General features: G+C 33.3%; 29 protein-coding genes. 10 read left to right on the top strand and 19 right to left on the bottom strand.

The annotated features are described in order from the left end of the window. From tcmP to ACFQZJ_RS13340, 10 genes are all read right to left on the bottom strand, one after another. Positions 1-1098, bottom strand: a complete 1098-nt coding sequence (gene tcmP / locus ACFQZJ_RS13385) for a three-Cys-motif partner protein TcmP (protein ID WP_379935207.1) — start codon at positions 1096-1098, stop codon at positions 1-3. Positions 1099-1388: 290 nt separating this feature from the next. Further along, positions 1389-1781 carry a DUF4345 domain-containing protein gene (locus tag ACFQZJ_RS13380; RefSeq protein WP_379935205.1) on the bottom strand — a complete coding sequence of 131 codons (393 nt, stop codon included), beginning with the start codon at positions 1779-1781 and terminating at the stop codon, positions 1389-1391. Between the two features lie 42 nt (positions 1782-1823). Continuing rightward, positions 1824-2654: a tetratricopeptide repeat protein gene (locus tag ACFQZJ_RS13375; RefSeq protein WP_379935204.1), complete on the bottom strand. Its 831-nt coding sequence runs from the start codon at positions 2652-2654 to the stop codon at positions 1824-1826. Between the two features lies 1 nt (position 2655). After that, positions 2656-3171: a hypothetical protein gene (locus tag ACFQZJ_RS13370; protein ID WP_379935203.1), complete on the bottom strand. Its 516-nt coding sequence runs from the start codon at positions 3169-3171 to the stop codon at positions 2656-2658. 29 nt (positions 3172-3200) lie between these two features. Beyond that, positions 3201-3866 (bottom strand): NAD(P)-dependent oxidoreductase, encoded by a 666-nt coding sequence (locus tag ACFQZJ_RS13365; RefSeq protein WP_379935202.1) that lies wholly within the window; start codon positions 3864-3866, stop codon positions 3201-3203. A gap of 144 nt (positions 3867-4010) precedes the next feature. Continuing rightward, entirely contained in the window at positions 4011-4181 is a 171-nt protein-coding gene (locus ACFQZJ_RS13360) for a hypothetical protein (RefSeq protein WP_379935312.1), read from the bottom strand. Positions 4182-4354: 173 nt separating this feature from the next. Then, positions 4355-5173, bottom strand: a complete 819-nt coding sequence (locus tag ACFQZJ_RS13355) for a tetratricopeptide repeat protein (protein WP_379935201.1) — start codon at positions 5171-5173, stop codon at positions 4355-4357. After that, a complete protein-coding gene (locus ACFQZJ_RS13350; RefSeq protein WP_379935199.1) occupies positions 5170-5703 on the bottom strand; it encodes a hypothetical protein in 534 nt (177 codons plus the stop codon). The genes ACFQZJ_RS13355 and ACFQZJ_RS13350 overlap by 4 nt, the downstream gene beginning before the upstream one ends. Positions 5704-6017: 314 nt before the next feature. Continuing rightward, entirely contained in the window at positions 6018-6629 is a 612-nt protein-coding gene (locus ACFQZJ_RS13345) for an ImmA/IrrE family metallo-endopeptidase (RefSeq protein ID WP_379935198.1), read from the bottom strand. Beyond that, positions 6598-6945: a helix-turn-helix domain-containing protein gene (locus tag ACFQZJ_RS13340; protein WP_291960099.1), complete on the bottom strand. Its 348-nt coding sequence runs from the start codon at positions 6943-6945 to the stop codon at positions 6598-6600. The genes ACFQZJ_RS13345 and ACFQZJ_RS13340 overlap by 32 nt, the downstream gene beginning before the upstream one ends. 147 nt (positions 6946-7092) lie before the next feature. Here ACFQZJ_RS13340 and ACFQZJ_RS13335 point away from each other — a divergent pair, with 147 nt between their 5' ends. The 3 genes from ACFQZJ_RS13335 (at position 7093) to ACFQZJ_RS13325 (ending at position 9142) form a co-directional block, all read left to right on the top strand. Next, positions 7093-7266, top strand: a complete 174-nt coding sequence (locus ACFQZJ_RS13335; RefSeq protein WP_379935196.1) for a hypothetical protein — start codon at positions 7093-7095, stop codon at positions 7264-7266. A gap of 55 nt (positions 7267-7321) precedes the next feature. After that, complete coding sequence (locus ACFQZJ_RS13330; RefSeq protein ID WP_379935194.1) at positions 7322-8683, top strand: Dyp-type peroxidase; 1362 nt, start codon at positions 7322-7324, stop codon at positions 8681-8683. Positions 8684-8800: 117 nt separating this feature from the next. Then, entirely contained in the window at positions 8801-9142 is a 342-nt protein-coding gene (locus tag ACFQZJ_RS13325) for a YegP family protein (protein WP_291960104.1), read from the top strand. Between the two features lie 76 nt (positions 9143-9218). Here ACFQZJ_RS13325 and ACFQZJ_RS13320 read toward each other — a convergent pair whose 3' ends face one another. The 9 genes from ACFQZJ_RS13320 to ACFQZJ_RS13280 all read right to left on the bottom strand — a co-directional run bounded on the left by ACFQZJ_RS13320 (position 9219) and on the right by ACFQZJ_RS13280 (position 18745). Then, positions 9219-10136, bottom strand: a complete 918-nt coding sequence (locus ACFQZJ_RS13320) for an Abi family protein (RefSeq protein WP_379935192.1) — start codon at positions 10134-10136, stop codon at positions 9219-9221. A 185-nt stretch (positions 10137-10321) separates the two neighbouring features. Then, the gene (locus ACFQZJ_RS13315) at positions 10322-13420 is read right to left on the bottom strand and encodes a type ISP restriction/modification enzyme (RefSeq protein ID WP_379935190.1); all 3099 of its coding nucleotides are present in this window, start codon (positions 13418-13420) and stop codon (positions 10322-10324) included. Between the two features lie 24 nt (positions 13421-13444). Further along, the gene (locus tag ACFQZJ_RS13310; protein WP_291960109.1) at positions 13445-14059 is read right to left on the bottom strand and encodes a recombinase family protein; all 615 of its coding nucleotides are present in this window, start codon (positions 14057-14059) and stop codon (positions 13445-13447) included. A 275-nt stretch (positions 14060-14334) separates the two neighbouring features. Beyond that, positions 14335-15915 carry a type IV secretory system conjugative DNA transfer family protein gene (locus ACFQZJ_RS13305; protein WP_379935188.1) on the bottom strand — a complete coding sequence of 527 codons (1581 nt, stop codon included), beginning with the start codon at positions 15913-15915 and terminating at the stop codon, positions 14335-14337. A gap of 3 nt (positions 15916-15918) precedes the next feature. Beyond that, positions 15919-16947 (bottom strand): MobB family relaxase, encoded by a 1029-nt coding sequence (gene mobB / locus ACFQZJ_RS13300; RefSeq protein ID WP_379935186.1) that lies wholly within the window; start codon positions 16945-16947, stop codon positions 15919-15921. A gap of 11 nt (positions 16948-16958) precedes the next feature. Further along, the gene (locus ACFQZJ_RS13295; protein WP_379935185.1) at positions 16959-17357 is read right to left on the bottom strand and encodes a BfmA/BtgA family mobilization protein; all 399 of its coding nucleotides are present in this window, start codon (positions 17355-17357) and stop codon (positions 16959-16961) included. A 384-nt stretch (positions 17358-17741) separates the two neighbouring features. Further along, entirely contained in the window at positions 17742-17960 is a 219-nt protein-coding gene (locus tag ACFQZJ_RS13290; RefSeq protein ID WP_379935183.1) for a hypothetical protein, read from the bottom strand. Further along, a complete protein-coding gene (locus ACFQZJ_RS13285; protein ID WP_379935182.1) occupies positions 17950-18330 on the bottom strand; it encodes a DUF6876 family protein in 381 nt (126 codons plus the stop codon). The genes ACFQZJ_RS13290 and ACFQZJ_RS13285 overlap by 11 nt, the downstream gene beginning before the upstream one ends. A 73-nt stretch (positions 18331-18403) precedes the next feature. Continuing rightward, on the bottom strand, positions 18404-18745 hold the full coding sequence (locus ACFQZJ_RS13280; protein ID WP_379935180.1) for a single-stranded DNA-binding protein: 342 nt from the start codon (positions 18743-18745) through the stop codon (positions 18404-18406). A gap of 907 nt (positions 18746-19652) precedes the next feature. Between ACFQZJ_RS13280 and ACFQZJ_RS13275 the strand changes: the two genes are divergently transcribed. The 7 genes from ACFQZJ_RS13275 to ACFQZJ_RS13245 all read left to right on the top strand — a co-directional run bounded on the left by ACFQZJ_RS13275 (position 19653) and on the right by ACFQZJ_RS13245 (position 26569). Then, a complete protein-coding gene (locus ACFQZJ_RS13275) occupies positions 19653-20234 on the top strand; it encodes a Crp/Fnr family transcriptional regulator (RefSeq protein WP_379935179.1) in 582 nt (193 codons plus the stop codon). An 85-nt stretch (positions 20235-20319) separates the two neighbouring features. Continuing rightward, complete coding sequence (locus tag ACFQZJ_RS13270; RefSeq protein WP_379935177.1) at positions 20320-20940, top strand: hypothetical protein; 621 nt, start codon at positions 20320-20322, stop codon at positions 20938-20940. Between the two features lie 19 nt (positions 20941-20959). Continuing rightward, positions 20960-21334 (top strand): DUF6326 family protein, encoded by a 375-nt coding sequence (locus tag ACFQZJ_RS13265; RefSeq protein WP_379935175.1) that lies wholly within the window; start codon positions 20960-20962, stop codon positions 21332-21334. A gap of 165 nt (positions 21335-21499) precedes the next feature. Then, positions 21500-24139 carry a serine hydrolase gene (locus ACFQZJ_RS13260; RefSeq protein WP_379935174.1) on the top strand — a complete coding sequence of 880 codons (2640 nt, stop codon included), beginning with the start codon at positions 21500-21502 and terminating at the stop codon, positions 24137-24139. Positions 24140-24204: 65 nt separating this feature from the next. Beyond that, positions 24205-25323, top strand: coding sequence for an FG-GAP repeat domain-containing protein (locus ACFQZJ_RS13255; protein WP_379935173.1), 1119 nt, complete (start codon positions 24205-24207; stop codon positions 25321-25323). Positions 25324-25334: 11 nt separating this feature from the next. Continuing rightward, positions 25335-26066, top strand: a complete 732-nt coding sequence (bla, locus tag ACFQZJ_RS13250) for a subclass B1 metallo-beta-lactamase (RefSeq protein WP_379935172.1) — start codon at positions 25335-25337, stop codon at positions 26064-26066. A 119-nt stretch (positions 26067-26185) separates the two neighbouring features. Then, positions 26186-26569: a hypothetical protein gene (locus ACFQZJ_RS13245; RefSeq protein ID WP_379935171.1), complete on the top strand. Its 384-nt coding sequence runs from the start codon at positions 26186-26188 to the stop codon at positions 26567-26569. The last annotated feature ends 8 nt before the right edge of the window (positions 26570-26577 follow it).

Raw genomic sequence — 26577 nt, 5'->3', positions numbered from 1 at the left:
CTAGTTGTTGATTTGAATTACTCTTGGTGTTCGTTTTCTGTCCCATACCGTTCCGCATTTAAAGGATGGATATTTTAAGTCTATTTTCTTTTCTGTCTTTAGTTTCTTAATAATAGGACTTATATGTTTATTAGTAAAGCCCCTATTTAAGGCGAATAAATAAATCTGTAAATCAGAAGTTAATTCACCGTTTAAAATTGCTTTTTCCAACTCTGCTTGAAAGATATCAATTTTGAGTGTTTTAGCCTCCTCGGCAGCAAAAAGTGACGGCTGATGCCTCAATTTCACATCTCCTTGAATATCAAAATTTGCTTCACCGGTAGTTTCGTCTTTTAGCCAACATATATCTAAAAATTTCTCTAATCCTAAAGGATGACCACTACCAAAAATTAGGCCATACACGTTAGATCCTTTTTTTATCGAAAATGGCGCTAATCCATATGAATGACCCTCTGGAATGAAACTGCTATATGCTTTGTGCACAAGTCTATGAATCTTATAAAATTCTTCATTTTGAATTTCATCTGGTGTCAAATTTAGAACCTTATATATATTCTGATCACTATGAAACCTTTTGAAGGTAGTTGAAGAAATGAAAAATATTAGGTCAGTAACACTTAGTTGACAAATTTCTATAAACTTTTCTTGATTGACATATTTGATTCCAAATTGATCAAGAAATATCAGGTTAGCTGATTTATTTGAAATTTGATATATTTTAGGATATAATTCTTCGAAATCACTACAACTATAGTAGATGTTTATAAGGTCTTTTCTATATCCAAATTCTTCGATATTAAGCTTTAGTTGATTAATATGTTCTTGTTCTTTATCATTAAAATATAAGTTTATCGTTACTGGTGATTTAAAGATATAACCCTCATATACTTTCAATACTTTCAAAGCTATTAATGGACTCCCAAGTGTTCCTTCTTCATCTTTGCCAGGGCCACAAAACAAATCCATAATATTAACTGTGTTCCTAATTGGTTTAGGTGGCACAATAAAAACAGGTAACCACTTCATCAGGTAATCTTCATACAGCTCAAGCTTTACGTTCGTATCCTCTGTAAATTTCTTGAAAAAATCTTTACTCATCTGTTTCTCTTTTAGTCCTTACTTGTCAATTTTATTATATACTTCTTCCATAACTGTATCTAATCGATTATTTAAACTTTAGAAATCTCATAAATTTCATGGCCAGCATTTTCCTTGATTGAAATAGAACTTACACTAAGAGTTGTTCATAGATTTCATTAGGCAATATGCTTTTCAATTGCTCCAAACTGGCTATACCTCTTTTAGGGATGCTTTTTCAGGCGAATTGTCTACTATTTATACTTATACATGATTATAGTTCATTTGAACTTTGCTTAAAGCCAATGATTTTACTGGATCGCATATTTTTTTAGTTGATAAATCGAAAAAAGTCCAAGAACCAGTTCAGCTATTATTCCAAAAATATAACCCCCCGTTGGAAATCCATCTATTATCATACTTAACGCTCGTCCGGTCGCCAGAGTCAACATAAATAAAACATTCAGTTGAGTAGCGATTTTCCAATAATCGGTTTTCCAGATTCCAAATATCCATACGAATGAGATTCCCAGATATAGGCACATGATAGCTCTCAACATATTTGAAAGATCGATAGAATTAACCTGAATATCCAAATGTTCAGGCAAAACTGATGGCGAACCATAAATTATCGCTGTAGGAACTACAATGGATAAAGAGATTAACAGGTGTATATTTTTAAAAATCCAAGTTTTAATCTCCATATATTTTGTAGCCTTTTTTCATTCAATTAATTGGCTTGTAAATTATTTAAAACTTTGCTCAATGGACGCCATTTCCCTTTTTATATCAGATAAATAAATTTGGTCAAATAATTCATTATAAGGATCAAACATACTTTGCTCGGATTGATAAAGATTCAAGGCCATCTTTAAATGACTGTCTGCCTTAGCCTGTTCATTGAGACTCTTATAACATAAGGCGGTATAATATTGATTTTCTGCGAGATTATTTATAACTGATTGTTTTTTAAAAGAGGCTAAGGCATTTTGGTAGTCTTCTTTTGCCATGTAAAGAACACCCAAATGTAAATAGTTGTACATACCAAAATCATCTTCTATTTCACTTTGTTTTGCAATTATTGCAATGGCCTCGTCAGTCCTACCCAGAGATTTCAAACATAGTCCTTTCACCACATTTAAATGATATGTTCCATTCGAACTATAGCCAATGTCATGTGATACAATACTACTTAAAGAATCAATGTCCTTTATAGCACCCTTGTAGTCTGCAAAAAATTTATATCGAAGTGATGCCCTAACTGATAAATATTCTTTTGGATTGTATTTTACAGCTTTGTCTATGTATTTCTTCCACATTAAAAAATTACCGCTTTTTACATATGGGGCTGCAAGTTCTCGATAGGGATAAGCATAGTAAGGACAAATTTCAAGTGCTTCTTTCATCAGTTTGTGAAAGCGACTATCGAATTGATAATATTTATCTTGATTATCTACCAGTAATTTACAAGCTTCATATTTAAGTGTGTCCTTTTGCCATAAATATGCATTGCAGTTACCTTGTCCATAAGAAATACCGACAATGATAAAAAGAGAAAGAAAAATCAGCTGTTTCATACTAGGGTAATATTTTCGTTATTATGCCATCATTAATACTGAAAATCAGGTATTGATAATAATCCACTGAATCCCCTCTTAATTCTTTGACTCCCCAACCTTTTAGGCTTTTTGTGATTTTTAAAAGTTGGTCGGTTATAGTTTTGTCAAAATCTTTTTCTTTGTAGTCGTTATCCATTCCGAGTAATCGAAATCTATCTGCTTCACCTTTACAATTAACTACAAATCGAATTCTGACTAATCCTGTTTCTTTTGGAACAATTCCGGAATTATATTGGTTACTGAACGCTTCTACCAATAGCGGTTTTCCTCCTTCGAAAATTAAACCCTTGGAATCATTGAAATATTGGTAAACATAAGGACGGCAAAGTTTAAAATCAGGGTCGTCTACTGTTTTATCAAAATAAATACTATCAACTGTTTCCGGTTTTTCGTCCTGAGAATCTGATTTCTCCTTTGGCGAATTACAATTTGTGAGTAGTAGGCATGTTACTAAATAGAAAAGACCTTTATTCATGTATTATTATGATTTACCTATGTCATTGTTTATTTTATAAGTTCTGCAGAAATTACAGGTGCCTTACCGATCAGTTTTTCATCGGACACAGTATTAACCATAAACTCAGCTACACTTTTTCTACTAATGGTGATTTTAGGTTTTGGTTTGTTGTTATAACTTTCAATTATAGTCTGACTCTTACTTAAATCTACGAGACCACTTGGTCTTACTATAGTCCAGTTTAATGTAGAAGATTTTAAAAGATTTTCCTGTCTTTCATGGTCTTTATATGCAACTCCGATGTTACTGTTTTTAATAAACCAGTTAAACCATAATGGAATTTCCTTTTCCGTATCCGCAACACCCCAAGCTGAACAAACTACAATTCGATCAATTTTGATCTTTGTAGTAAGTGTAATTATATTTTTCATTACATCGGATAGAAATGTTTTTGGCGTTCTTAATTTCGACCAAGGAAAATCCGATTTACGGGAGATATTTAAAGCACTGATTATTGCATCGCAACCTTTTAGAGCTGATTCCAGTTCTGAAATTGATTCGGGTGAGCCCTTGTAAATTTTTAAAGCACTATGATTTTGATTGATTTCCTCCGGTTTTCTAACCAGACAATTTACCTTATAACCCTGTTCTAAAGCCTCCGCCAAAATCCACTTCCCAGTACGTCCAGTTGCTCCGAGTATTAATATTTTCATATATTTCTTTAAGCGATTGATATTGGCAAATGCATGTTAGCTTGGTGAAAACAATTCCGCAAAGAATATGAGATAACTCCCAAGTTAAGTAATAGTATGAAAAGATTTATTTTACTGGCTTTAAATAATCCTTTATTTAGACTTTTATTTGCGAAAAAGTTTATTGAAATTTTTGAATTTTAATGCGTCAGCTATTTCCAGAAAGACGTCAAGTTTGATAGAGTAAGTATCTTGTTCCCATTCGCAAATACGTTCAGGGCGCCTATTAATCAATTTCCCCAAATCGACTTGTGACAGTTTTTTTTTCGTGCGCATCTGTCTAATATATTTGCCAGTCAAACGACCCTCTTTCATAGTTGAAAATTAATTAATCCTATATTTGAACCTTTATTTTGTTTTGGTTCGCCGAGAAAATGTTTTATTTTGCCCATATTGAACGTTAGAAATTGAATTAAGGCCTTTTATAAAAATAATTATTATGTAAAGCTTTAGCCCGCAATGTTTTTTAAATCCAATATGTCTTGTTCGTAGATTTGGTCGGTAAATTGATAATAATTACTGTGCATTTTTCGACCACTCTTATACATTTTGAATGCTTTCTCAATATTTTTTGTAGCCTCGGACGGGTTATCTAACCTTAAATACGTTTTAGCTAAATAGAAGTATACCTCTGCTAATTCATTTTCTTCTATTTGCTTTTTAAATGATTCTAATGCTTCATTCAGGTTATTGTTTTCAAGAGATATAACCCCAAGGTGTAAATAATCATAAAGTCCGACATAGTAATCCTCGTCCTTCATTGCCATCTCAATTATTTCTATGGCTTTTTCCTTTCTGTCAGTTAATTTGTAGCTAAGTGCGAGAATCATTCGTAAATCATAGTCCCCACTTTGACCAACGCCAATAAATGGTGTACCTTTTATTTCTCCTAATTTGTTTAAATCTTTGATGGTTTCTTCATAGTTATGTAAAAACATAAACTGGCACCAAGCTCGGTATGAAAGATGTTGTTCTGGATTTATCTCTACAGCTTTGTCCATTAACTCTTTCCATTCAATGAACATACCCCGTTTTAAAAAGGCAACTGATTTTTCAAAATATGCATTGGATAAAGTAGGACACATTTCTATTGCATCGCTCAAATGCTTTTGGGATGCATAAGAACCTTGATGATGTAAACTTTCTTGATTCATTGTTAAACAAGCTTGGTAACATTTAGGGTCATCTTTTAAAATTTCGCAATTTTGTTGCCCAAATATATTGGTTTGAAATGATAGAAAAGTTAGGATGTAAACAAACTTTTTCATGGTAAAATATCTTTTAATTTGCCGTCTTCGAATTTAAATGTCAGGTATTGCTGATAGTCGTAAGTTTTTCCTTGGTATTCATATGCTTTCCATCCACTAAGGTTTTTAGTTATATTTAATACTTGACTGAAGATCGTCTCATCGAATTTTTTAGGCTTAAGATTAAAGTCCATACCTACAGCTCTATATCTACCAGCTTTTCCTTCACAGTTTATAATGAAACGGATTGTAATAAAACCATTTTGCCCCTTTCTCTCAGAATATTGATAATTGTCTGCGAAAGTTTTTACTAGCTCCTTTTTTTCGCCTTCGTAGATTAAGCCTACTCCTCCATAGTTGAATGGAAACGTAATATCTTCATGGCAAACTTTAAAATTTATATCATCAAGTTTTTCATCAAAAGGTATTTCACCTAAGTCGTTGAAATACTTTTTTTCAATTATCGTTTTTGTTTTCGATTCCGAACACGAGAATAGAATTGAGCATAGTATTACACTCAAAATTTTCTTAATCTCAAAAAGACTATTCATAAGCAAAATTTTTCTTGAAATTACAAAAAACGTTAGGATACAAATGATATGATATATAAATCTTTTATATGTCCAATTTAAGAAATAGTGGAAAAAGAGTTTATTGAAAATCTTTAAAGAATCCTTTTATTAAACTTTTGATATCTCATAGCTCTCATTACCAGCATCTTCTTTGATCGAGATAGTTCCGGGAATAAAGAGACGTTCATAGACGTCTTGAGGTAAAATTACTTTCAATTGTTGTAAGGTGGTATTGCCCTCCTTTGTCAATTCATTTTCAGGTGAGTTGTCTATTATTTTATATTCTTACATAATCATGGATAGTTATAACGATTCAACTTTGAGTAATGAAGTTGTGCTTTGACTCCAGTTATATTTATACGGTACCTGGTCATTTCGATACTTGCATTGAAATAATCTGCAATATCTCTCTCCGACATTCCTTTTTTTAACGCCCAAATTAAGGCGGGCCTGGGTAGTTGCAAACACGCACCTAACCATTCAGCTTCATTTTCCTGCTCCTCGTTATAATCTCTCAAAAAACCTGATAGCCCCAAGCTTAGCTTATCTTGATCTACCTTGTGGCCACATATAATATGTGCAAGCTCATGCATTACATTACTCTGCTGCCTGGGAAGACTGTGAGTATTATTGTGAATTACCAAATATTTATCATTACCTAACGGAACTGTTGCTGCTGACCAATCATTACTTCCATTCGACAAAAGATGCTTAAGCATCTTAGGGTCTTGCCCTTTTATCTCACCTGGAGTTAAAATTGGTATTTTAAAAAATTTGCAAAGGTCAAACCCACAAAGTGGAGATATATTCTTCAACCCCAATTTCTTTCGTAACTCTAAGCATTTATCGTCAGACCACTTTTTAAAACCTCTTTTAAATTTGGGCTTCTTTTTTTGCTGACTCATATGCTAGATTAATCATTTGAATTAATGCTTCTGCCGTTGTTGAGGGCAATGTTTTATCAGCTCTTAGATGCGCTATTACATCACCATGGTTTTTTAATTCATCTTGCTTTTTCTTTAATACAAAATATTCCGTTGAAACATTTAACCAATTACACAATTTTAAATAAGTATCTATATCAGGTAGGTTTCCCTGTTCTATTCTAGATAATGTTGATGCACTAATACTTATTTCATTTGCTAGTAATCTTAGCCCTTTGCTTCCCCTTTTTGATTTAATCATTTCCGAGAATTTTTCGGTATCTAAAGTAGTGTTCATTGTAGGATGTTGATAAAGTGTTAATAACGTTTCGTTAAAAATACAAATGTTTCTTTGGTGATACAAAAATTATTTCGTGTCTTTGTCGGGACGAACGTTTCTTTTGAGAGACAGTTCAAATATATAACAAATAAATATAATATAAAGATGGCAAAGAATAAACCTGTTGGTGACAATGCAAGAAAAGGAGCAGTTAGAAATCGTTCTCAAGTTCTGAATCCTAAAACAAAGCTATATGTGAAGAGAAATAGCGACAACGGTCAGTTCATGGATATAAAGACTACTGGAGGTAAATTTAAAGGAGTACGAAAAGAAAGTTAAGCAATAAGCCATATAACCCCAAACCTATTTTACCAATAACATAATACTTATCGTTATGAATAAACAAGATATAATGATTGACTTAAATCAATCGATTAACTCTAATTCGGAAGAGTTTAAAAGATTGTCGTTCGATTTACAGGGGAATATCCTTTCCCCTCATGCTCGAGATAATGCTGCGCATATCTTTATCGAATTCAAAAACCCCCAAAGTGCTCGAAAATTCATTAAGGATTATTTGGTAGCCAGGATTACTTCATCTGCTAAACAAAAAGCCGATAGCGATGCATTTAAGACAGGGGAAAGTAATGGATTAAGGACTTTTATAAACTTTAGCTTCTCAATGAATGGATATCGATTTCTTGATATTGATGAGCATAAGACTCCAACGGATAGCAGCTTTCGAAATGGCATGAAATCTAAACAAAGAAACCTTAATGACCCCTTGATAGATTTTTGGCAAGGGGAATATCAGAAAGATTGGCACGCGGTGATGATAGTAAGTAATAAAAGCTCAAAAATTTTACGCAATAGAGTTTCAACAATAAAAAAAGAGCTCAATAAAGTAATTAAATCAATTTACGTTGAAATAGGCAAAGGAATAAGAAATAATGAAGGCAACCACATAGAACACTTTGGATATGTTGATGGTATTTCGCAACCCCACATGCTAACAGATAAAATTGATGATGGAAAAATTAGTATAGTAAATTGGAATCCAAAAGGTAGACTGAACCTAGCTTTAGTAGAAGACCCTGGAGGTGAAGGCCCAAATTCATTTGGCAGCTATTTGATTTTCAGAAAACTAGACCAGAATGTAAAAGCATTTAGACTCGCTGAGCAGAAATTAGCAGAGAAAATGCAAATTTCAGTTGATTACGCCGGTGCCCAGATGGTAGGACGTTATCGAAATGGCACTCCATTGATTCCTATTTCGCCACCGCAACCTACTTCGGCAGGTAAAATGAATGACTTTAATTATTCTTCAGATAGAACAACCGGTTCAAAATGCCCATTTGGGTCACATATAAGAAAAACGAATCAAAGAAATTCGATAATACCTGATGGTGTTCAATTTCCTAGACGTGGTATTACATATGGAGGTAACTTATCCAAAAATGCAGAAAGTGGGGTTGGTTTACTTTTTATGGCCTATAATAGTAATATTGGTAGTCAATTCGAATTAATGCAAAGCTCTTGGGCTAATAGTACTGGCTTTCCTGGTGGAGTGAATAGCCCAAATGGTATTGATTCGATAATTGGTCAGGGAAATGATACTGGAGGACAAGTATATTTCAAAGAATGGGGCAATGATTCAAGTGTTCTTAGAGAGGATAAATCCCTAGGCGGTTTTGTGACCATGAAAGGCGGTGAGTACTTTTTTACCCCATCCTTGTCATTTTTAAAGAATATTTAATTTTTACATAGTCGAATTATTTTTATAAAACGCCAAGCATATTATATATTGAAATTTAGTCCTGAAAATGACTTAAAAAGGTTCAAAATAATTTTATTAATACAAATCCTCAAATCTATGAGTACAATTACAAATCCAAAATTCCAGATTTACAAATCTGGCACAGAATTCCGCTATAGACTAAAAGCCAGAAATGGTGAAATTATTCTTCATGGAGAAGGATATACTTCAAAACAAGGGTGTTTGAACGGTATTGATTCGGTAAAACGCAATTCTCCAAATGATGAGCGTTATGATAGGAAAAACGCTACTAATGGCCAATACTATTTTGTCTTAAAAGCCTTAAACGGAGAGCCCATAGGTGTAAGTGAGACATATACAACTGTGTCCTCACGTGAAAACGGTATATATGCTGTTAAGACTATCGCTCCAACGGCACCAGTAGAAGACTTATCATAGAATTAGCGGGATTTTTGTAAAATAAAAAGCAACGATATAATTCGTTGCTTTTTTAGAACTTTTTAGCATTTTACAATTACTGTTGTTGCCATAGTGGTTCTTTTGTCCAATCAGGTTTCATTCCTAAAGCATCAGAATCAACATTTGGATATTTGGTAAATAAATTGTCTAACCGGTCAGTAAAATTATTTTTTGGCTGGATAACATTTATTAAATATTTCATAAGGCACAAATGGACATAAAGCTTACTGAATTCATGCTGCTTTGGAATGTTTCCCTCTTCGGTTATCCATAGGTGAGGTGGCTTCGATAATAATTTCACCGTTCCTGGTAAATTCCTATTCCAGAGTCTTGAATGATGTGCACAATAATTTCTTATTTGGGCAATAGACTGTAACCAGCTCGGCAAATACGTATGGTTTACAGCCCCTAATTCCTGTGCTATAATATCTTTAGAACGTACCGTTGGTTTTAAATTTCCATATAATTTTGATAACGCCCCAAAACTAGTTTGCTCCAATGCCTTCCATGCTGGAGGAAAGCGTTTGTCATCCTTGTGATTTTTAAAATGATTTTTAATCGTAATATCCTTAGACCTCTCTAATTCCTCTTGTAAATTGGATAAAGTTTTAACTAAAGCCATACTATCATTAAATAATTCAAAATTTTGAAACCACCATGGGTCGATTTCATGCGAAAGATGATATATTAGTTTGGTACGTAAACTGATTTCAATTTTTTCTATTACATCAAATAGTAGTAAGCGTAATTCAGCATCAAAATTATAGAGGGCTATCACATCCTTAAACTTACTATTTGGTTTAAAAATATGCTGTTCCTTATCTAATTGCATTACATACCAATACTCACCTAATCGGTAATAACTTATATTGGATAAATATTTTTCAGCAAGTAAATTGTTAGGTATATGTAGGCCTCTTTGTTGAAGTTGCTCTATTTGCTCTTTTATGGTTAGTGCCTTTTTGCTGAACATATTTAGTTTATTAATAAATTTCTAAAAACAAGAAGGTGTATAAAGCAAAAGACACACCCTGGGACGCTGTTCTTAAGGGTAGCGTGGTGTGTACTGTTATAAGCAAAAATACATATTTTATCACTTATTATAATATTTTTTAACATTTTTTAATTTAAATCAAAATTTCTAGTTCACCTTAATATCTACTCTATTTCTATTTTATCAATCTCTTTCATCAATCTATCGGTTTCAGAGAGCGCAACAATAATTTTTTGATAATGTAAAATATCCTCAAATTTTAATTCTCTTTCTTTTCTGTCTTTTAACCATTTTTGTGCAGGCTGGTAACCACCAATATAAAACTGCCAAGAAGTTACCGGAATATTGTCAAAATATTTGCTTTCATTAATCCAAATCCTACCCAATTGTTTTTCGGTGTCGATTATTTCCCAATCTTTCTTTCCAATTTTTGTGGTAATTACATTATGATCGTTTTCTGCATTATCTGCCATTTCATAACTCGTAATGTAATCCTCAATTTTATTACTTTCTAACAAATGAATTTCACGTACTTCTTTTCCTAATTTCACTAAATCCCAAAAAGTTTTTTCGTCTTTTGGATAAGGTACTCTTGGAAAATCAATCATTAAAAACTCTTCATATTTCTCTCTATAGGTAGGCGAGTGCAAAACTGCATAAATGTAATCTAATACGTCTATTGGTGCGTAAACATTCTTTCTTTCTTCTTTTTCTTTGGTAAAAGTTAAATCAATCTTCTTAGAAAAGTTACCTATGATTTCCTTGTTTAAATTTGGGTTTCTGTTGGCCGAAACTTCAATTTCCGTTTGATTGCTATTATAGTACTGATATAAAGGAAACACATAACCGTTATCCAAAGTTGAAATGACTGATTTATCTACTATGTGATTAACCATACCAAACTTAGACGTCAAATTATTACGAACACGTTTAAGACTTATGAGACCCAAATTATTCTTGTCCAATAAATGTGACATTAGACTTTCTCTTCCTCTTTCTATTTTGTCATTATTGTAATAGATATATCTTTTATCAAACAGTCTATAATTGACAGTTTTTACTAGCTTATTATGTTCAAATCTTTCTTCTAATTCTTTTCTATCGAACGATACATATTCTTTGTCATTACCAGTTGCTATACCCATTCCAGATTTAATGAATAAATCTGATATTAAAAATCCTTTTTCATAGTCTTTAAAAGTTGAGAAGTCCTTTTCGACCATAAAATACATTGGTTCGACATTTGGCAAATGTTTGAATTTAATATTTTTGAGACTTGATTTATTTAAAAACGCGTATTTATCTTCTCTTTTACCGTATAAATCATAATGAAAAACTTCCGCCAAACTATTTGATTTATTTTCGGTTTTTACAAAAAACGTTACAGCTACACCTTGCATTATATCGAACACATTTTCATCTACAGAACCGTCAGGACTTACTTCTTTCTTTTTACTATTTCCGTGTAAGTCTATAGTATATATTTTATCATAGGTTTTAAGTAAATTCCATCGCATTCCTCTAAAAGTAGGATTATCTAAAAAACCGTGAGGATTTATAAATGCTAAAATTCCTGACTTATTTTTTTCAATGTAATGTTGACTATAACGTATAAATTTGACATAATCGTCATTTATAGACTTTGGGTTTCTTTCTTTTAATTTTACTTTTCCACCAGGTTCTTTTTTATAGTCCTGCATTAAATCCATTATCCAATCGCCTTTATTAGCACTTTCGGCACTATAAGGTGGATTACCAATAACACACATTACAGGTGTATCTCGTTTTATATGATTGGCTTCATTGGCTTCACTACTTAACCAATTAGAAAATAAAGTTCCTGTGTCTTTGTGGTGTTCTTCTAAAGAATTAGTTAAGTAAATATTTAATCGTTCATTTTTAGTGGATTTGTAACCTGTTTCGGTTAACAACATATCTAATTTTAGATGTGCCATAGAGTAGGAAGCCATTAATAACTCAAAACCGTTTAGTCTTGGTATTAAGTGTTCTTCTACATAACCACTCCAAGCACCTTTCATTGCTTTAAAGTTCTCGTTGTATATAAACTTCACCACTTCTGCTAAAAATGTTCCTGTACCTGTTGCAGGATCTAGTATTTGTACTCTATGTACTTCTTTTTCTACTTGTTTATAACCTGTTGTAGAACGTTTGTCGGCTACATCCGTATTAACTTTTATTGTCGTTTTACTCGTATCTGCTAAACCTTGGAGTAAATCAAATTCGGTTTTTAAAATATCATCTACTGCACGTACTATAAAATTTACAACGGGTTCTGGTGTGTACCAAACACCTCTTGCTTTACGTAATTTTGGGTCGTATTCTGCCAAAAACGTTTCGTAGAAATGTATTATAGGGTCATTAGTTCGTGTGCTTTTTCCAAAGTTATGCAAGAGTTGCTCCACATTTGTTGCTCTAAATACTTCTGCGAGATTATCTACCACCGTAACCATACGATCATCAATATCTGGTCCTGCAATGTATCCAAAAAGTTTACGTAAAAATGGATTTGATTTTGGGATTAACTCTGCTGCTTCTTGTCTACTAAAATCATCTAAAGTTGGGTCGTGTAAACGAGCTGCAAACATTCCGTAAGCTAAAGTTTGAGCATAAATATCTGCAAAGCCTTTAGGTTCTAAGTCGTGAATTAATATTTCTTTAAACGTATCATATTGTCCTCTTAGAGAGGTGTTTTCTTTTGTTTCTTCATCAGATGTAATAGCTCGTTCTAGAATATCTTGAAGTAAACGTGCTTTGCCAGCCATCATCTCTGCCAATTTTTTTGACGATTTGATGGTTTGACCAATGTGGGTAGAAAAGTCTTTTATTAAGTTCTCAAATTTTGAAAAGTTTTCTGGAATTGGTTTAACGGAATTGTTTTCAATTTCTCCTATTTTTATTTCGTGAACTAACTCTCCGTTTTGAAAGAATTGAAACCAGATGTAATCTGTAATTATTAGATTGTCAAGTGCTTTTTTATAACGTCCAAATTGTTCTTTGTAAGATTTACTGTTAAGATCTTTTCCAATATCTTTTGCCTCAATATAACCAACAGGGATTTTTCCTTTTGTAATTACATAATCTGGGTTTCCGCAATCGGTTACATTTGCAGGTTCGTTTGTTATTTCAATTCCGCTTACTAATTCTCTAATTAGTGTTTCTAAATCTCCTCTATAAGAATGTTCTCTTGATATTCCAGATTGAAGTCTTTTGCTTACTATGTCTATGTATTCTTTTATTGTCATTCCAGTTTTGTACAATATCTATAATTAATCTTTTTGTTTATAAGGCCTCAATTTCCCCTTAAGCCCTCGATACTTTAAATACTTATAATAAGTTGCCCTAGAAATACCTACACGATGGCAGATTTCAGAAACGCTTAATTTACCCTCTTTAAAGTATTGTTCGCAAATTATAGCTTTTTGCTGGTTCTTTTTACTGATTCCCGTAGGGGCACCAAGTATTTTACCCCTTGCCCTTGCAGAAGCCAAACCCGCCTTTGTCCTTTCAATAATAATGTCACGCTCTAACTGCGCCAAGGCTGCAAAAAGGTTTACTATAAATTGTGAATGCGAAGACTTGTCTGTAGTATCTAGGAATGGTTCGGTAATACTGCGGAACTTTACACCTTTTTCATTGAGCTGGTTTATGAAATTTGTAAAATGGATCAAGCTTCTGGCCAAGCGGTCTAATTTCCACACCACAATAGTATCGCCTTCACGGGCATACTCCAAAAGTTTACTTAGACTTTTACGTTCTTCTTGGGAACTGGATACTTTATCGGTATAAATATTCTTTTCATCAATACCTTCTTTTAAAAAGGCATCCAATTGCAGATCCAGATTCTGTTCTGCGGTACTTACCCTAGCGTAACCAAAAACCATAACATAAAGTTTAAATAAACGTCAAAATACATACTAATAAATTAGTACGTCAATTTAAACTTTTTAAAACCAATAAACAAGGGTGCAATCTAAAGTTCAATAAAACGGTCGTTATAAAACACAATAAATTCACGTATTATAATTCTCTTCAAAATGCCGGTATCCATTTACGAATAGCCCTCGTTTTACGAAACAATACAAAAAATCTTAATTCAAAACACTTATTTGTGGATTAATTTTTCAACGGATTTTAAAGTAAAACTTTTTCTCAGGTATTATTTAAAAATAGATTGCACCTCCATATAAATCTTATTAAAGTTCTCTTCCATATCTTCTTGACTGTATTTTGTAGTTTGTTTCGGCAATCGCTTTTTAATTTTAGGAAGTTTAAATTGTACCTTCCTATCTTCCCCATCCGCAAACGTTACAAACTCCCCTTGCTTTAATCTAAAAAAGACATCCGCCCTTATTTTTGGTATTTCACGTTCACCCGTTGTAATTCGAGTATCAAAGTTTAGATTGTGTCCACGGTTTACACTAGTAGTTTCCTTTTTAACAATTTCGAAAAAACGTTCGTAATATTTTGCGGTGTCGGGGTCATTTGCCTTGCCAAAAAATTGATAAGATAGATTACTCAAAATAGCTCTACTTGCTTTGTCTCCATACATCATATCATTTTGAATCTTATCCTGCATTACGTAGATAGTTGCAATGTCATAGCTTCGTAGGGTCGCCGGAATGCGATGCATATTCAACAATCGAATGGTCGGTGCCTCTTCCATCATCAAAAAAGATGGTTTCGAATTTCGAACACTCATTTGCTTGGTAATCGTATGGACAATCGTTGCAATTATCGGAGAATAGGCAGTCTCATATTTAGGATTATTAACCACCGAAATAACAGTCGGCTTTTTTCGGGTATTGATATTTAAAGGGACTTCATCCGCACATAGCGCCATAAAAATTTGCTGTGTGCTTATTTTCTTTAAGGCATTTGCTAATGTACTTTTTACTCCCGCAGTTTGTCGGTCCGAATCCTTTCCATTAATAAAAGCATTTGCCATTGCCCTAGAGGTGTTGTTCGAGCTTAAATAGGCAATAAGACTATCCGTATCTAAAAAATGGTAAATAGCAATGATGTGCGGCAGGGTGCAGTATTTTGGGTAGGAAGTTCGCTGTTTCCAAATCATTCCTGCAAAAAGTCCTTCTGCTGCATCATTAAAGAATTTTGATGCGCCCGTAATTGAAGACTCTTTTTGCTCCATAAGGTTCTCCATTAAAACCCTAGTAATCTCATTTACGCTTTCCTCATTGGGCAAGTATTTGGGATGAATGGGATTCACACGTTCAAATATCTCGTCAAAGGAAATAATATGGAAATCTATGTCGCTATCTTCGAAAAGTGGATAGGCCATTTCTGTGATTTCAAAATCCTTATAATCATGAATGACGCCGCTAAAAGAATGTTTTCTAAAGTGTTTTAGAAAATTAAACACAACGCTTTCAGTTTTTCCACTACCTGCCGAGCCAATAACTGAAGCTCCTCGCTTAATGTTTTCAATTTGAAGATTTCTTCCCTTTACCTCTAGATTTACCTGATAGATATTTTTAGAGTTTCTGGTATCCCTATTTAAAAAAACATAACATACTAAATTGGTTAAGAAGAGCGGACAGCCTAATATCAAAAGCGTTTTTGCATAGTATATGAAATTTGCATCCCATAGCAGGGCAAGACAGACTAAAATCAATAGGCTTGAAAGTAGGAAAGCATATCTCGTTATTCGGTAAAGACTAAAAAGGACCAAACCCATTCCAACAAAAATCCAACCATAAAGAACTAAATTGTGTGCTTCCATATTTTAAATACCTATTGAACTTGATTTTACGGCAATGTCTATCCCTTTCTTTAATCTCCGAACTACCTTCAAAGCCAGTTGAACTTGTGTGGTAGGAATATTAGCTATGGGTACACCCGACTTCGCCAAAATTTTAAAAGCAACTGCCCTTTCATTTGTTGGAAGACCAAGAAGGGCAGAGAAATAACGTTTGGGGTTTTTAATAAAATCTTTTTTAGATTGATAGGATTCCGCATAATTTCTCTTGTACCCGAAGGTTTTGTCAAACCGCTTTTCCGCTTTCTCGAAAAAAGCATCTCGATCAAAACCTCGTCTTACCTTTTTACCGTTCAAAACCGTTTCAGATGATTTGTATTTACTGCCAGGCGATAGACTGTAAGAATTTGATTTGTCCTTCCTGCTCATAATTATATGAATGTGGCTTTGATTACCTTCTTTTTTCATTCCCTGAACAATACGCTTTCCGTTGATTTGATGAGGGGCTGTCTTTTCTAGGTGGTTAATCTGCTGTTGAAGTTTGGTAACATTCCCTTCAGCCCCTTCCCTTTCTATTTTTCGAATCTCATGTTTATGTTGAAGAATTTTTGACGCATACGGTTGGTTTTCTTGTACTTGCTTATCACTCCCCTTAAAGGTTCGCTGGTGTTCTATTTTTGCATAGTATTTAATATCATCAACCGTAATAGGCCTACTATTGATTTGTCGATTGAAGGAGGATACATAATCTTGCATCACCGCCCGAGTGTAGCGTTTTAAATCTTCGCTACTATTCTTCAGGTGTTGTAGTTCTCGTTTACTCGGGTTTATGGTTATAGAATAAAATTTCGGCTCTTTCTTTTTGAGTTTAGCTGTGTTTCCATCTATTTCTTTAACCACTTCTGCAGCACTTATTTCATCGCTATCTTGATTAAAAAAATGCTCCATTTCCGACTGTTCTAATCCTTGGTTTTCCTTTTCCAGATAATCCACAAATCCAGCAGAGCTTTGGGTATATGTTTCGCCTAGCTTTTGAGCCGTAATTGAAATATACATTAGCTTAGATTTTAATGTTCGTTAGCATCTTTTCGTTCTTCATGGAAGTGTGGTTTTTCATTTTTTTTGAAATCCTTCTTTTCTAGTATGAGTGTTTTTCGTTTCGGTTCTGCTTCTTTAAAAAGCGATTGCATCATAGTAACGGTTGGCTTGGTCTGGTTCTTTTCTATATCCTTCATAATAGCAATTACTCCATTGATTCTCTTCTTTATTAAGCGCTCCAAAGTTTCCATATTGGTTCCCATCGATTCCATTGGAGAAATCTTATTGTCTTCAAAAAACTCTATCATCATAAGCAAGGTCATCGATTGCGATTTGGAAATTTTCCTGCAATACTTCCTAAACTTATTAGCGGTGGTAGTCTTAATGCTAAGACTCTCAAACCGCTCGTTTTCATATCCTTTATCCATTTTTTCGTGAAAAATTTGTTGATTTTATTCGGCTGCCAGCGTTTTTCAGTGAAAAATTTGCTCGTTCACCAAAGCATACAAATCCCATCTTAGCACAAACACTTATAAATCAATGATTTGCAAATAAAAAAGGAGTCCTAACATCGCGACGCGTGTTACCCTCTTGCTACTCCTTTTTTCCGCGCGCGGAAAATTTTCGTACCATTCCATTTGAATGTAATGGTGTTTTGAGGCTAAGAAAAACAAATAGTATTTTTTAAGATTGTAGATACTCAATTTTAGAAGTATCCTTAACGAATACTATAATCCCTTGCAGATTCTTGAATAGCAGATATAAAAAAACCTCCGAGATTTTCAGAGGCTCCTTCATCAAAATAGTTCAAATCAAATAGTGAATTTGAACTTGTAATTATACAAATTTTTAATTGCCTCCTCTTCTAAAATTGTTTCATAGTCGAGGTAGTTTTCGTTGGCATAAGCTTTAATATCCCTGCCCGATTTTCTTTCTACTTCCTGCCTAGATTGCTCCATCAGTTTTTCCTGTGTTTCGCTATCCAAATGATTGAAATTTAAACGAAACGGAATATCTATATTAATATTCATTGGGCAGCATTAAGGTGTCATTTACAAAAAATAATCTTAGTTCATCCAATGGGAAATCTGTTACATGATAACCATGTTTTTCCAAAAGATTATCATTTCCATCGGAATAAACTATTTCCGCTTCATACCCTGTAAAATCCTGTTTCTCTTTCGATAATCTTTTAAAATCGATGGTTACAAATTCGCTGCGATTCATCAAACTTTTTGCAATTACCGAAGTATCTGTAATAAGCCAAAAACATTGTGCTGCATCTGCTAGATATAGCATTCCATCAGTAAATCTAGTTTTTAAAAGAGGAATTGGATAAAAATAATCCGTTCCACTAAACCCCTTTAAATTTTCTTTAATTTCATTAACTTGTGCTTTCATTGTAGTATTCTTTTAAGGATTATTAATGCAAAAGAGGGCGCATCTTTCGACAGGAACGCCCTCTTTATTTTTGTTACTCGCCTTTAATTCCTAGTAGAAGAATTTCGCTAGCCACCACTTCGGTAACATATCTTTTTTCTCCTTCTTTAGTTTCGTAACTTCTAGAAGCTAATTTGCCCTCAATAGCAACTTCTTTTCCCTTTCCTACGAATTGCTCTACAATTTCCGCAAGTTTACCCCACGCCACAATATTATGCCATTCGGTGTTTTGTTCTTTTTCTCCTTTGGAGTTTTTGTAGAACTCATTTGTAGCCATAGAAAAATTCGCTACTTTTTTACCACCATCCAAGGCTTTGACTTCGGGAGCATTTCCCACGTTTCCGATTAACTGTACTTTGTTTTTTAACGTACTCATAATAAAAGATTTATAGATTAATAAAAATGCTATGCGAACTATTCAGACAGTATGTGTGTATTTTTTGAGTGATTTACTTTTTATATCTAGAGCGTTTTCTTTTTGTTGTTTTTTTAACTTTTGTTCTGCGTCCTTTTTGATGATTTTGTAAGATTTCATAAGATTCGTTTTAGATTTACTTCCCATAGCGCCTTCGCTGTTACCTTTTTTGTTGCTTGGTCTCTTTCAATATTCAGGCTTGGAAAGACTTATAAAAGGTGCGAGCGTAGCCTGCGCTAAGCGCAGTCGAAGTGAGCCCGGTTATGCAGTTGTCCAAGTTTGAATGTTGTTATTTTGCTATCAAAAAAAGGTATTGGTGGAGGTGCGGGAGTAGGTCTAAATCCCTCTTGTGAAATATGAAATCACAGGGCGTGGAGCAATATGCAAATGCCATTTTTCTTTGAAGCGAACATGATGTCAAAATTTTCTATTAGAAACGAAACGTTCCTGCCTTTTTCGGCTGGAGAAGAAAAGTGGAAATATAAAGTTTTGGCATCTTGTTCAAGACCTAAGGTAGTGAAGCTCTTTTTCCGAAATGAAGCTTTTCGCGAAATGTAGGGGAATGTGCTGAATGCGCTAAGAACATACACTTTGAAAATATCCCTTTAAAAGTTAATTAACCAAAATAAAAAATGATATCATTAGTAACACTTTGAAAACAATTCGTATCTACATCAGATAAAAAGCCACATAAGCGAGTCATTTTATAAACCGCTAAAATCATCTCTTTCAAATAGTCAGTTATCCATCTTAGTTTAATCAAGATAATTCTTGATATGGATTCTTTAGCAACTGATATTTATCTAGTAACTTTGTCTGTAAAAGAGGCCCAAAATATTAATACCCATCAATTGAAAACCGCTTCGTAATGCACGATATACTATTTGATTTTATTTCAAAATACGTATCCCTTACAGAAAATGAGAAGAACGCGATTGTTTCTCTTGACGTTTTTCGCTCGTTCAAAAAAGGCACCATATTGTTAAGGGAAGGTGAAAATTCTAAAGATGGTTATTTTGTTTTAAAGGGTTGCCTTCGCACCTATTATTTAATTGATGGTGAAGAAAAAACAACAGCATTCTATACTGAAATGGAAGGTATTACTCCTCATTCGGTAATCAACAATACTCCTTCTAAATACAATATCGTTTGTGTGGAAGATTCGTTGGTAACGGTCGCAAATCCGGAAATGGAAGTTGAAATGTTTACCAAATTTCCAAAATTCGAGACGCTTTGTCGAATATTATCTGAAGAATTATTAGCAAAGAAACAGATTGATTTTGACCAATTTAAAACATCTTCCCCAGAACAACGCTATTTAAATTTATTACAGAACCGTCCAGATTTGATTCAACGTATCCCCCAATATCAGTTGGCAAGCTATTTAGGTATAAAACCGCAATCTTTGAGTAGATTGAGAGCAAGAATTTTAGAAAAAAACAAGAGCTAAGTCCCACTTCTTAACTTAAGTGAACAAGTTTTGAGCTACACCCAATATACTTTTGTCACGCTAATAAATCTTAACTCTAGCGGCCATGCAAAAGAATATAAGTACTCTTCTTTTATTAATAATCTTATCAAGTATACCTCAAGTTCATTCTCAGTACAACAAATCAGATACCGGTTTTAAAGAGTGCTTTGTTGGAAGTACTTTCGCCATGTTGGGTAATTTTCTCCCCAAGAATAAACCTGATTTTGTACAATTAAACTTAGGGTATCGCCTGACCCATAAGGATGTGATATCCCTTGAGCTCAAAACCTGGAAATACGCTTGGCCAATTGGTATTCCTTACGGGCCATTAAAAGAAGCTCCTGAGACAGAATTCCCGGGCTTTATTAGAGAATATGGGTTCGCACTCGCGTATCAACATTTCTGGTGGAAAGGTTTATATACAGCAGTGCATGTAATGAGTGCTTGGCAGTCTTTTATAGACGAGAATAACCAAAAAATTGACAATGGGTTTCAAATTTTCAACACGTATCGGCTCGGATATCATATTAAAATTTTTAAAGGAAGTTTTTTTATAGAACCATCTATTGCCATTACACACAGACCTTATCATACAAAAATGCCTGAATCTTTTAAACAACAAGACGATAAGCATTCAAAATTTTTCTTTGGAGAACCAGGGCTTCATTTCGGGTTTAATTTTTAATAAACTTCAATTGACAAATATGGACATCAAAACAAAATTATCAACGTTATGGATTGTGGTCATGCTCAATCTCATTTTTGCAGATATTCTATCGATTATGGTAGAACTTGTTAATAAGAAAACACTTGGTGCTATTTTAGGTGAAATAACGAGCACTATGGCAATTGCAGCAGTCTTAACGAATATTCCTATTCTTATGATATACTTCTCTAGAGTATTACCCTATAAAACAAACCGGTATATGAACATTGGTGCAGCTATTCTTACCATCGTTTATGTAGTCGGAGGTGGAAGTTTAATGCCTCATTACTTAGTCTGTGCTGGTATCGAAATTATAATGTTATTATTTATTCTAAGGAATGCTTTTAAGTGGAAGGACACAAAACAGTATTAATAGAGAATTTACCGAAAGCTTTTGTAAATACAGTGAAACTACTTAGAACACTAATTCATTAAATTAGTAAAATTATAAACAAAACGGCATAGCTAAAAATATCAGGTCGAAAAAGTAATGTATACCTTAAAATTACAGAAGCATATAAAAACGGATAAAAATAATATGAAGAATAAACTTTTATTAGTACTAATCCTTACCACTTTCAACCTACAGCAAGTTCTTCCTTGTACCATGTATAAAATAACTAAAGACGGAAAAACCATTGTTGGTAATAATGAAGATTTTCTTAGTCCTAATAATCAGTTTTGGTTTGAAGTATCTGGAGATAAAAAATTTGGTGTCATGTATATGGGGCTTACAAATAATTTTGCTCAAGGTGCTATAAACGAAGCCGGTTTAGTGTTTGATGGTTTTGCAGAACCTGAGCTTCCTGTTTTAAATACGGAGGGGAAAACACAATTATATATTGGCAGGGCAATTAAGAATATTATGCAAACCATGACTTCTGTGGAAGAAGTGATGGCCTATTTAAAAACCGTTGACTTAAGTTCTCTTTCAAGTAGTATGCTTGTGTTTGTAGATAAATCCGGCACCTACTTAATTGTTGAAGGCGATGAGTTAGTTATTGGTGAAGAGCCTGAAAAATCATTTTCAAATTTCTATTATTCGCAAATAGATTCTTTAGAAGAAGTAACACTTCCATGGTTCAATACAGGTCAAGAATTTTTGAAAAAAACCGACGCAAATGCCTCTATAAATTATTGCAGTAGTGTCATGGAAAACTACACGCAAATAGCTAAGGATTTATTTTCAACTCAATTCACTACTGTATATGACTTATCAACCTTAAAAATTCGGGTGTATTTATATCATGATTTTACCCAGTTTAGCGAAATTGATTTAAAACAAGAATTGCTAAAAGGAAATCAAAAAATAATGATGGTCGATTTATTTCCTAAAACATCAATCGCACGTAAATTTTATGACCAATATAATGATAGTGAAAATCCTATTCTGTTTCTTCAGGAACAAATGAATCCAGATATGTATTCGGAGAAAGAATTATTAAAAATGGAGTTTAACGAAACTATTAACTTATTAGGTTACGAATGGTTAAATCAAAAGAAAAACCCAGAAGCGGCCATTAAAATTTTTAAATATGGAACTTCTCTGATGCCCAATGATTCTGATTTATATGACAGCTTGGGCGAAGCTTATCTAGAGAATGATGATTGGGAGCAGTCTGTTTTAAATTACGCGAAATCTTTAGAATTGAACCCGAAAAACGATAACGCCATTGAAAAACTTCAGTTGGTTAAAGAGTATAGAGCAAAATTTAAAGAAAAAACGTTCAAACAATTGGCAAAGCTTATCGACCAGTATGCTGAGGCTACTCTCAAAAATGGCAATATTAACTCAATAGCTTTAGCAGTTTATAAAGATGGATTAGGTTATCAAAATTATTATGGAGAAATTGATAAAGGTGCTGACAATAAACCTTCAGATAATTCTGAATATGAAATAGCGTCAATTACCAAAACATTTACAGGCGCTTTGGTTGCAAAAGCCGTTTTGGATGGTAAGTTGCATTTAGACGACGATATTCGAAAGTATTTGGATGGAGATTATTCAAATTTAGAATACCAAGGTCAAGCAGTAACGATTAAGAATCTGTTAACGCATAGTATCGGTTTTGATGAAGGGGATGAAAATGGATTAAAAGCCATTAGTAACAAAATTAATCGTGGTGCTTTCAACAGTAATGAGGTTCGTTATACCATTCAAGATTTATTTGATGAACTCAAATCCGTAAAAATTAGCCATACACCAGGAACGGTGTACAACTATAACTCTGTGGGGCCTGAGCTTTTGGCATACATCCTAGAAAAAGTGAACAAAACTTCCTATATTAATCAGTTGGATGTTTTTCTTGATGACATAGGCATGCATCATACCTATATGCAAGGTCACAATAAAAAATCAAAAAACTTAGTCAATAGCTATCGGGACGGAAACTTAGCCACTATAAACGTAAGTCCCTTGTATGGTGCAGCAGGTGGCGCAATATCAACTTTACCAGATTTAGCCATTTATATGAAATATTTACTTGAACATAAAGACGAAGCTTGGGTTAGGGAAGCCTCACGCTCTTTGTTTGTAGATGAGGAAGATGATGAGAATATAGGCTACTTATGGCAAAACATAGGTTATGCCGAGGAAGAAGGTTATTATTATTCTAAAACAGGAACTTCTAATGGCGTGCAAAGTGGTGTCTTGATTTGCCCAGATTCTGACTATGGAATAGTTGTAATTGTAAATAATACAGGAGATGAGGCATACAAAGACTGGACAACCTTGTTTTTTAGAGATATTGAACCCGACCTAATAAAGTATCCTAAAATCAATTTATATGCTTTAACCAAACCAGACTTTATTCGGAATAAAGCCATAGGATTAGCAAAATTTAATACGCTTAAAAATAAGAAGGAAGCATACTTCAACACCAATTTATCTTGGACATTGAATAGGATTGGTTATGAATTAATTAACGAGAATAAGTTAAAAAAAGCGATTGAGATATTTCAATTTGCCATAGAAAACGACCCCAATAATGCCAATTTATATGACAGTTTAGGTGAGGCTTATTTTTTGGATAATGATTATGAAAAGGCACTTGTTAATTACAAGAAATCACTGGAATTAAACCCGAGTAACGATAACGCTAAAGAATACATAAATAAAATTAACCTAAAATTAAAAAATGAAAAAGGTAGTTCCTCAAAAACTCAATGCTCTGGATAGACTTACTATAAAAGACCAAACAAGTTAAGTGCATATTAATGATTTTGCCAATAACAGTGAGAAAAATGAGAATACAAATAATACAAATATTATTTATTGTTCTATTGACCGTAACCACCCAAGGAATTGCCCAAGAAGTAACTTTTTTCAATGCAGATGGATTTTACTCCATTGGAACGCAGAGAAACCGAACTGCATCCATAACACTTGTTGATATAGATAAAGATGGAGATTTGGATGCTCTTGTTGCAAATGGAAGACATTGGGCAGAACAAAATTACCTGTACTATAATGATGGTTTTGGAGGCTTTAAATTAGCTCAACCTATTGGAAATTATTTAGATGCTTCCTATAAATTACAAAGTGCTGATTTTAATAATGACGGGTATATGGATATTGCTGTAGCAAACGATAGTCGAATAGATGATAGAATCCATTTTGGAAATGCTGAAAATACATTCTCAAACGGAAAACCAATTGGTTCACAATCCCCTTCTAGAAATTTAGAGATTGCCGATATCGACAATGATGGAGATATTGACATCATATTATCTAACCGAAAAGCTCAAAACGAAATATTATTGAATGACGGTTTAGGGAGCTTTACATCAACGATTCATTTCGGAAATAATTCAGACCTCACCATACAAACAAAAGTTGTTGATATGAATAATGATGGCTTTTTAGATTTAATTACAGCTGAAAGAAAAAGCCCAAATAAAATTTACATCAATGATGGACATCAAGGTTTTTTTAAAGTAATTGAATTTGGAAAGGCCGAAGACGAAACGCGTTCAATTGCAATAGGTGACATCAATAACGACGGTTATTTAGATATTGCTTGTGGTAATCTAAATTCTGAAAACAAAATATTCTATGGCAATAAGAAAATGAATTTTAAAAAACAGTTTTCATTTAAATCAAACCGTGAAACTTCTACTATACAGGTCGCTGATTTAAACAATGATGGGTATTTAGATATTATTGAGGGCAATTTTGAAGAAAGAAATTATGTGCATTTGGGGAATAAAACTGGAAATTTTAAAGAAATAGGATTACGAGAAGACCTAAAAGATGATACGTACAACATTGAAATTGGAGATATAGATAATAATGGGTTTCCAGATATTATCATATCAAATTCCGATGCATGGAATTTATTTTATAAAACCCGAAAAAATTAACGAAAGCATTAATGAAAGCCCTACTTCAAATACTAGTATTCATGTTCATTTTAATCGGATGTAAGCCGAATCAACAGATATATAAAAATTATGAATCAGAAACATTAAAAATTGAACGTATTAATGAGAATGTTTTTAGGCATATTTCCTATTTAGATACTAAAGGTTATGGAAAATACCCTTGTAATGGAATGATTTACATAAATGGCAATGAGGTGATTATTTTTGATACACCGACAAATGACAAAGCTTCTTCTGAAATAATTAATTGGATTGGAGAGAAAAATATCAAAGCAGTGGTTGTCACTCACTTTCATGTTGATTGTTTAGGAGGCTTAAGTGAGTTTCACTCTAACGGTGTGAAGTCTTTTGCAACAAACCGAACCATGCAACTAGCCAAAGAGGATAATGTAGAAACTTTACCGCAAAACGGTTTTGAAAACCAGTATGAATTTCAAATCAATAATGAAGTAGTACTTGCAAAGTATTTTGGGCAAGGACATACAGAAGACAATATTATTGGATTTATCTCAAATGAAAAGACTTTGTTTGGAGGTTGTTTAATAAAAAGTTTGAACGCACCTAAAGGAAATCTTGCCGATGCAAATACTGAAGAATGGCCAATAACTGTTTCTAAAATTAAAAAGGAATTGCCCGATGTAGAAATAGTAATTCCGGGGCACGGAGAAAGTGGCGGAACGGAACTTTTGGATTATACAATTAACCTTTTCACAAAAAAATAACAAGTAATAAAGCTAAAGTATAAATATAAAATAAAAGTTTGTGTAAACCCAAGATTTTGTGAGAGAAAATCCATTCATATCCTTATACTAGACCATTCGTAACAAGTGAAATTAAAAAAATGAAAAAAGCATTTATAGTACTATTAGCCGTTTGTGGAATGTTATCGTGTTCTAATTCCGATTCAGAGCCTACAATCTTAAACGGAATTTTAACAGGAGAATTTATTGAGGTAACACCAATAAGCAATAGAACCACATTAATTTTTAGTGCTAACAGTAATCAACTTCAAGAAAAGAGAACTTCGGATGGTGAAAACCCTATTTCTAGAACATTCTCAATTCAGTTAGTAGATGATGGAATGATTGAGTTGAGCAGTAACGAAGCAGACGAAATGTCCCCGAAAGTGTTTCATTATCAAATTATTGATGATAATATATTTGAAATTGGAAATATAAATCACAATGATAATGAAGATACAATTATGACATTCAAGAGAATTTAAATCCCTTT

The sequence above is a fragment of the Maribacter chungangensis genome (assembly GCF_042676845.1).
GTDB lineage: Bacteria > Bacteroidota > Bacteroidia > Flavobacteriales > Flavobacteriaceae > Maribacter > Maribacter chungangensis.
Note: the sequence above shows the minus strand (reverse complement) of the source record. Positions and strands in the feature narration are given on the sequence as shown.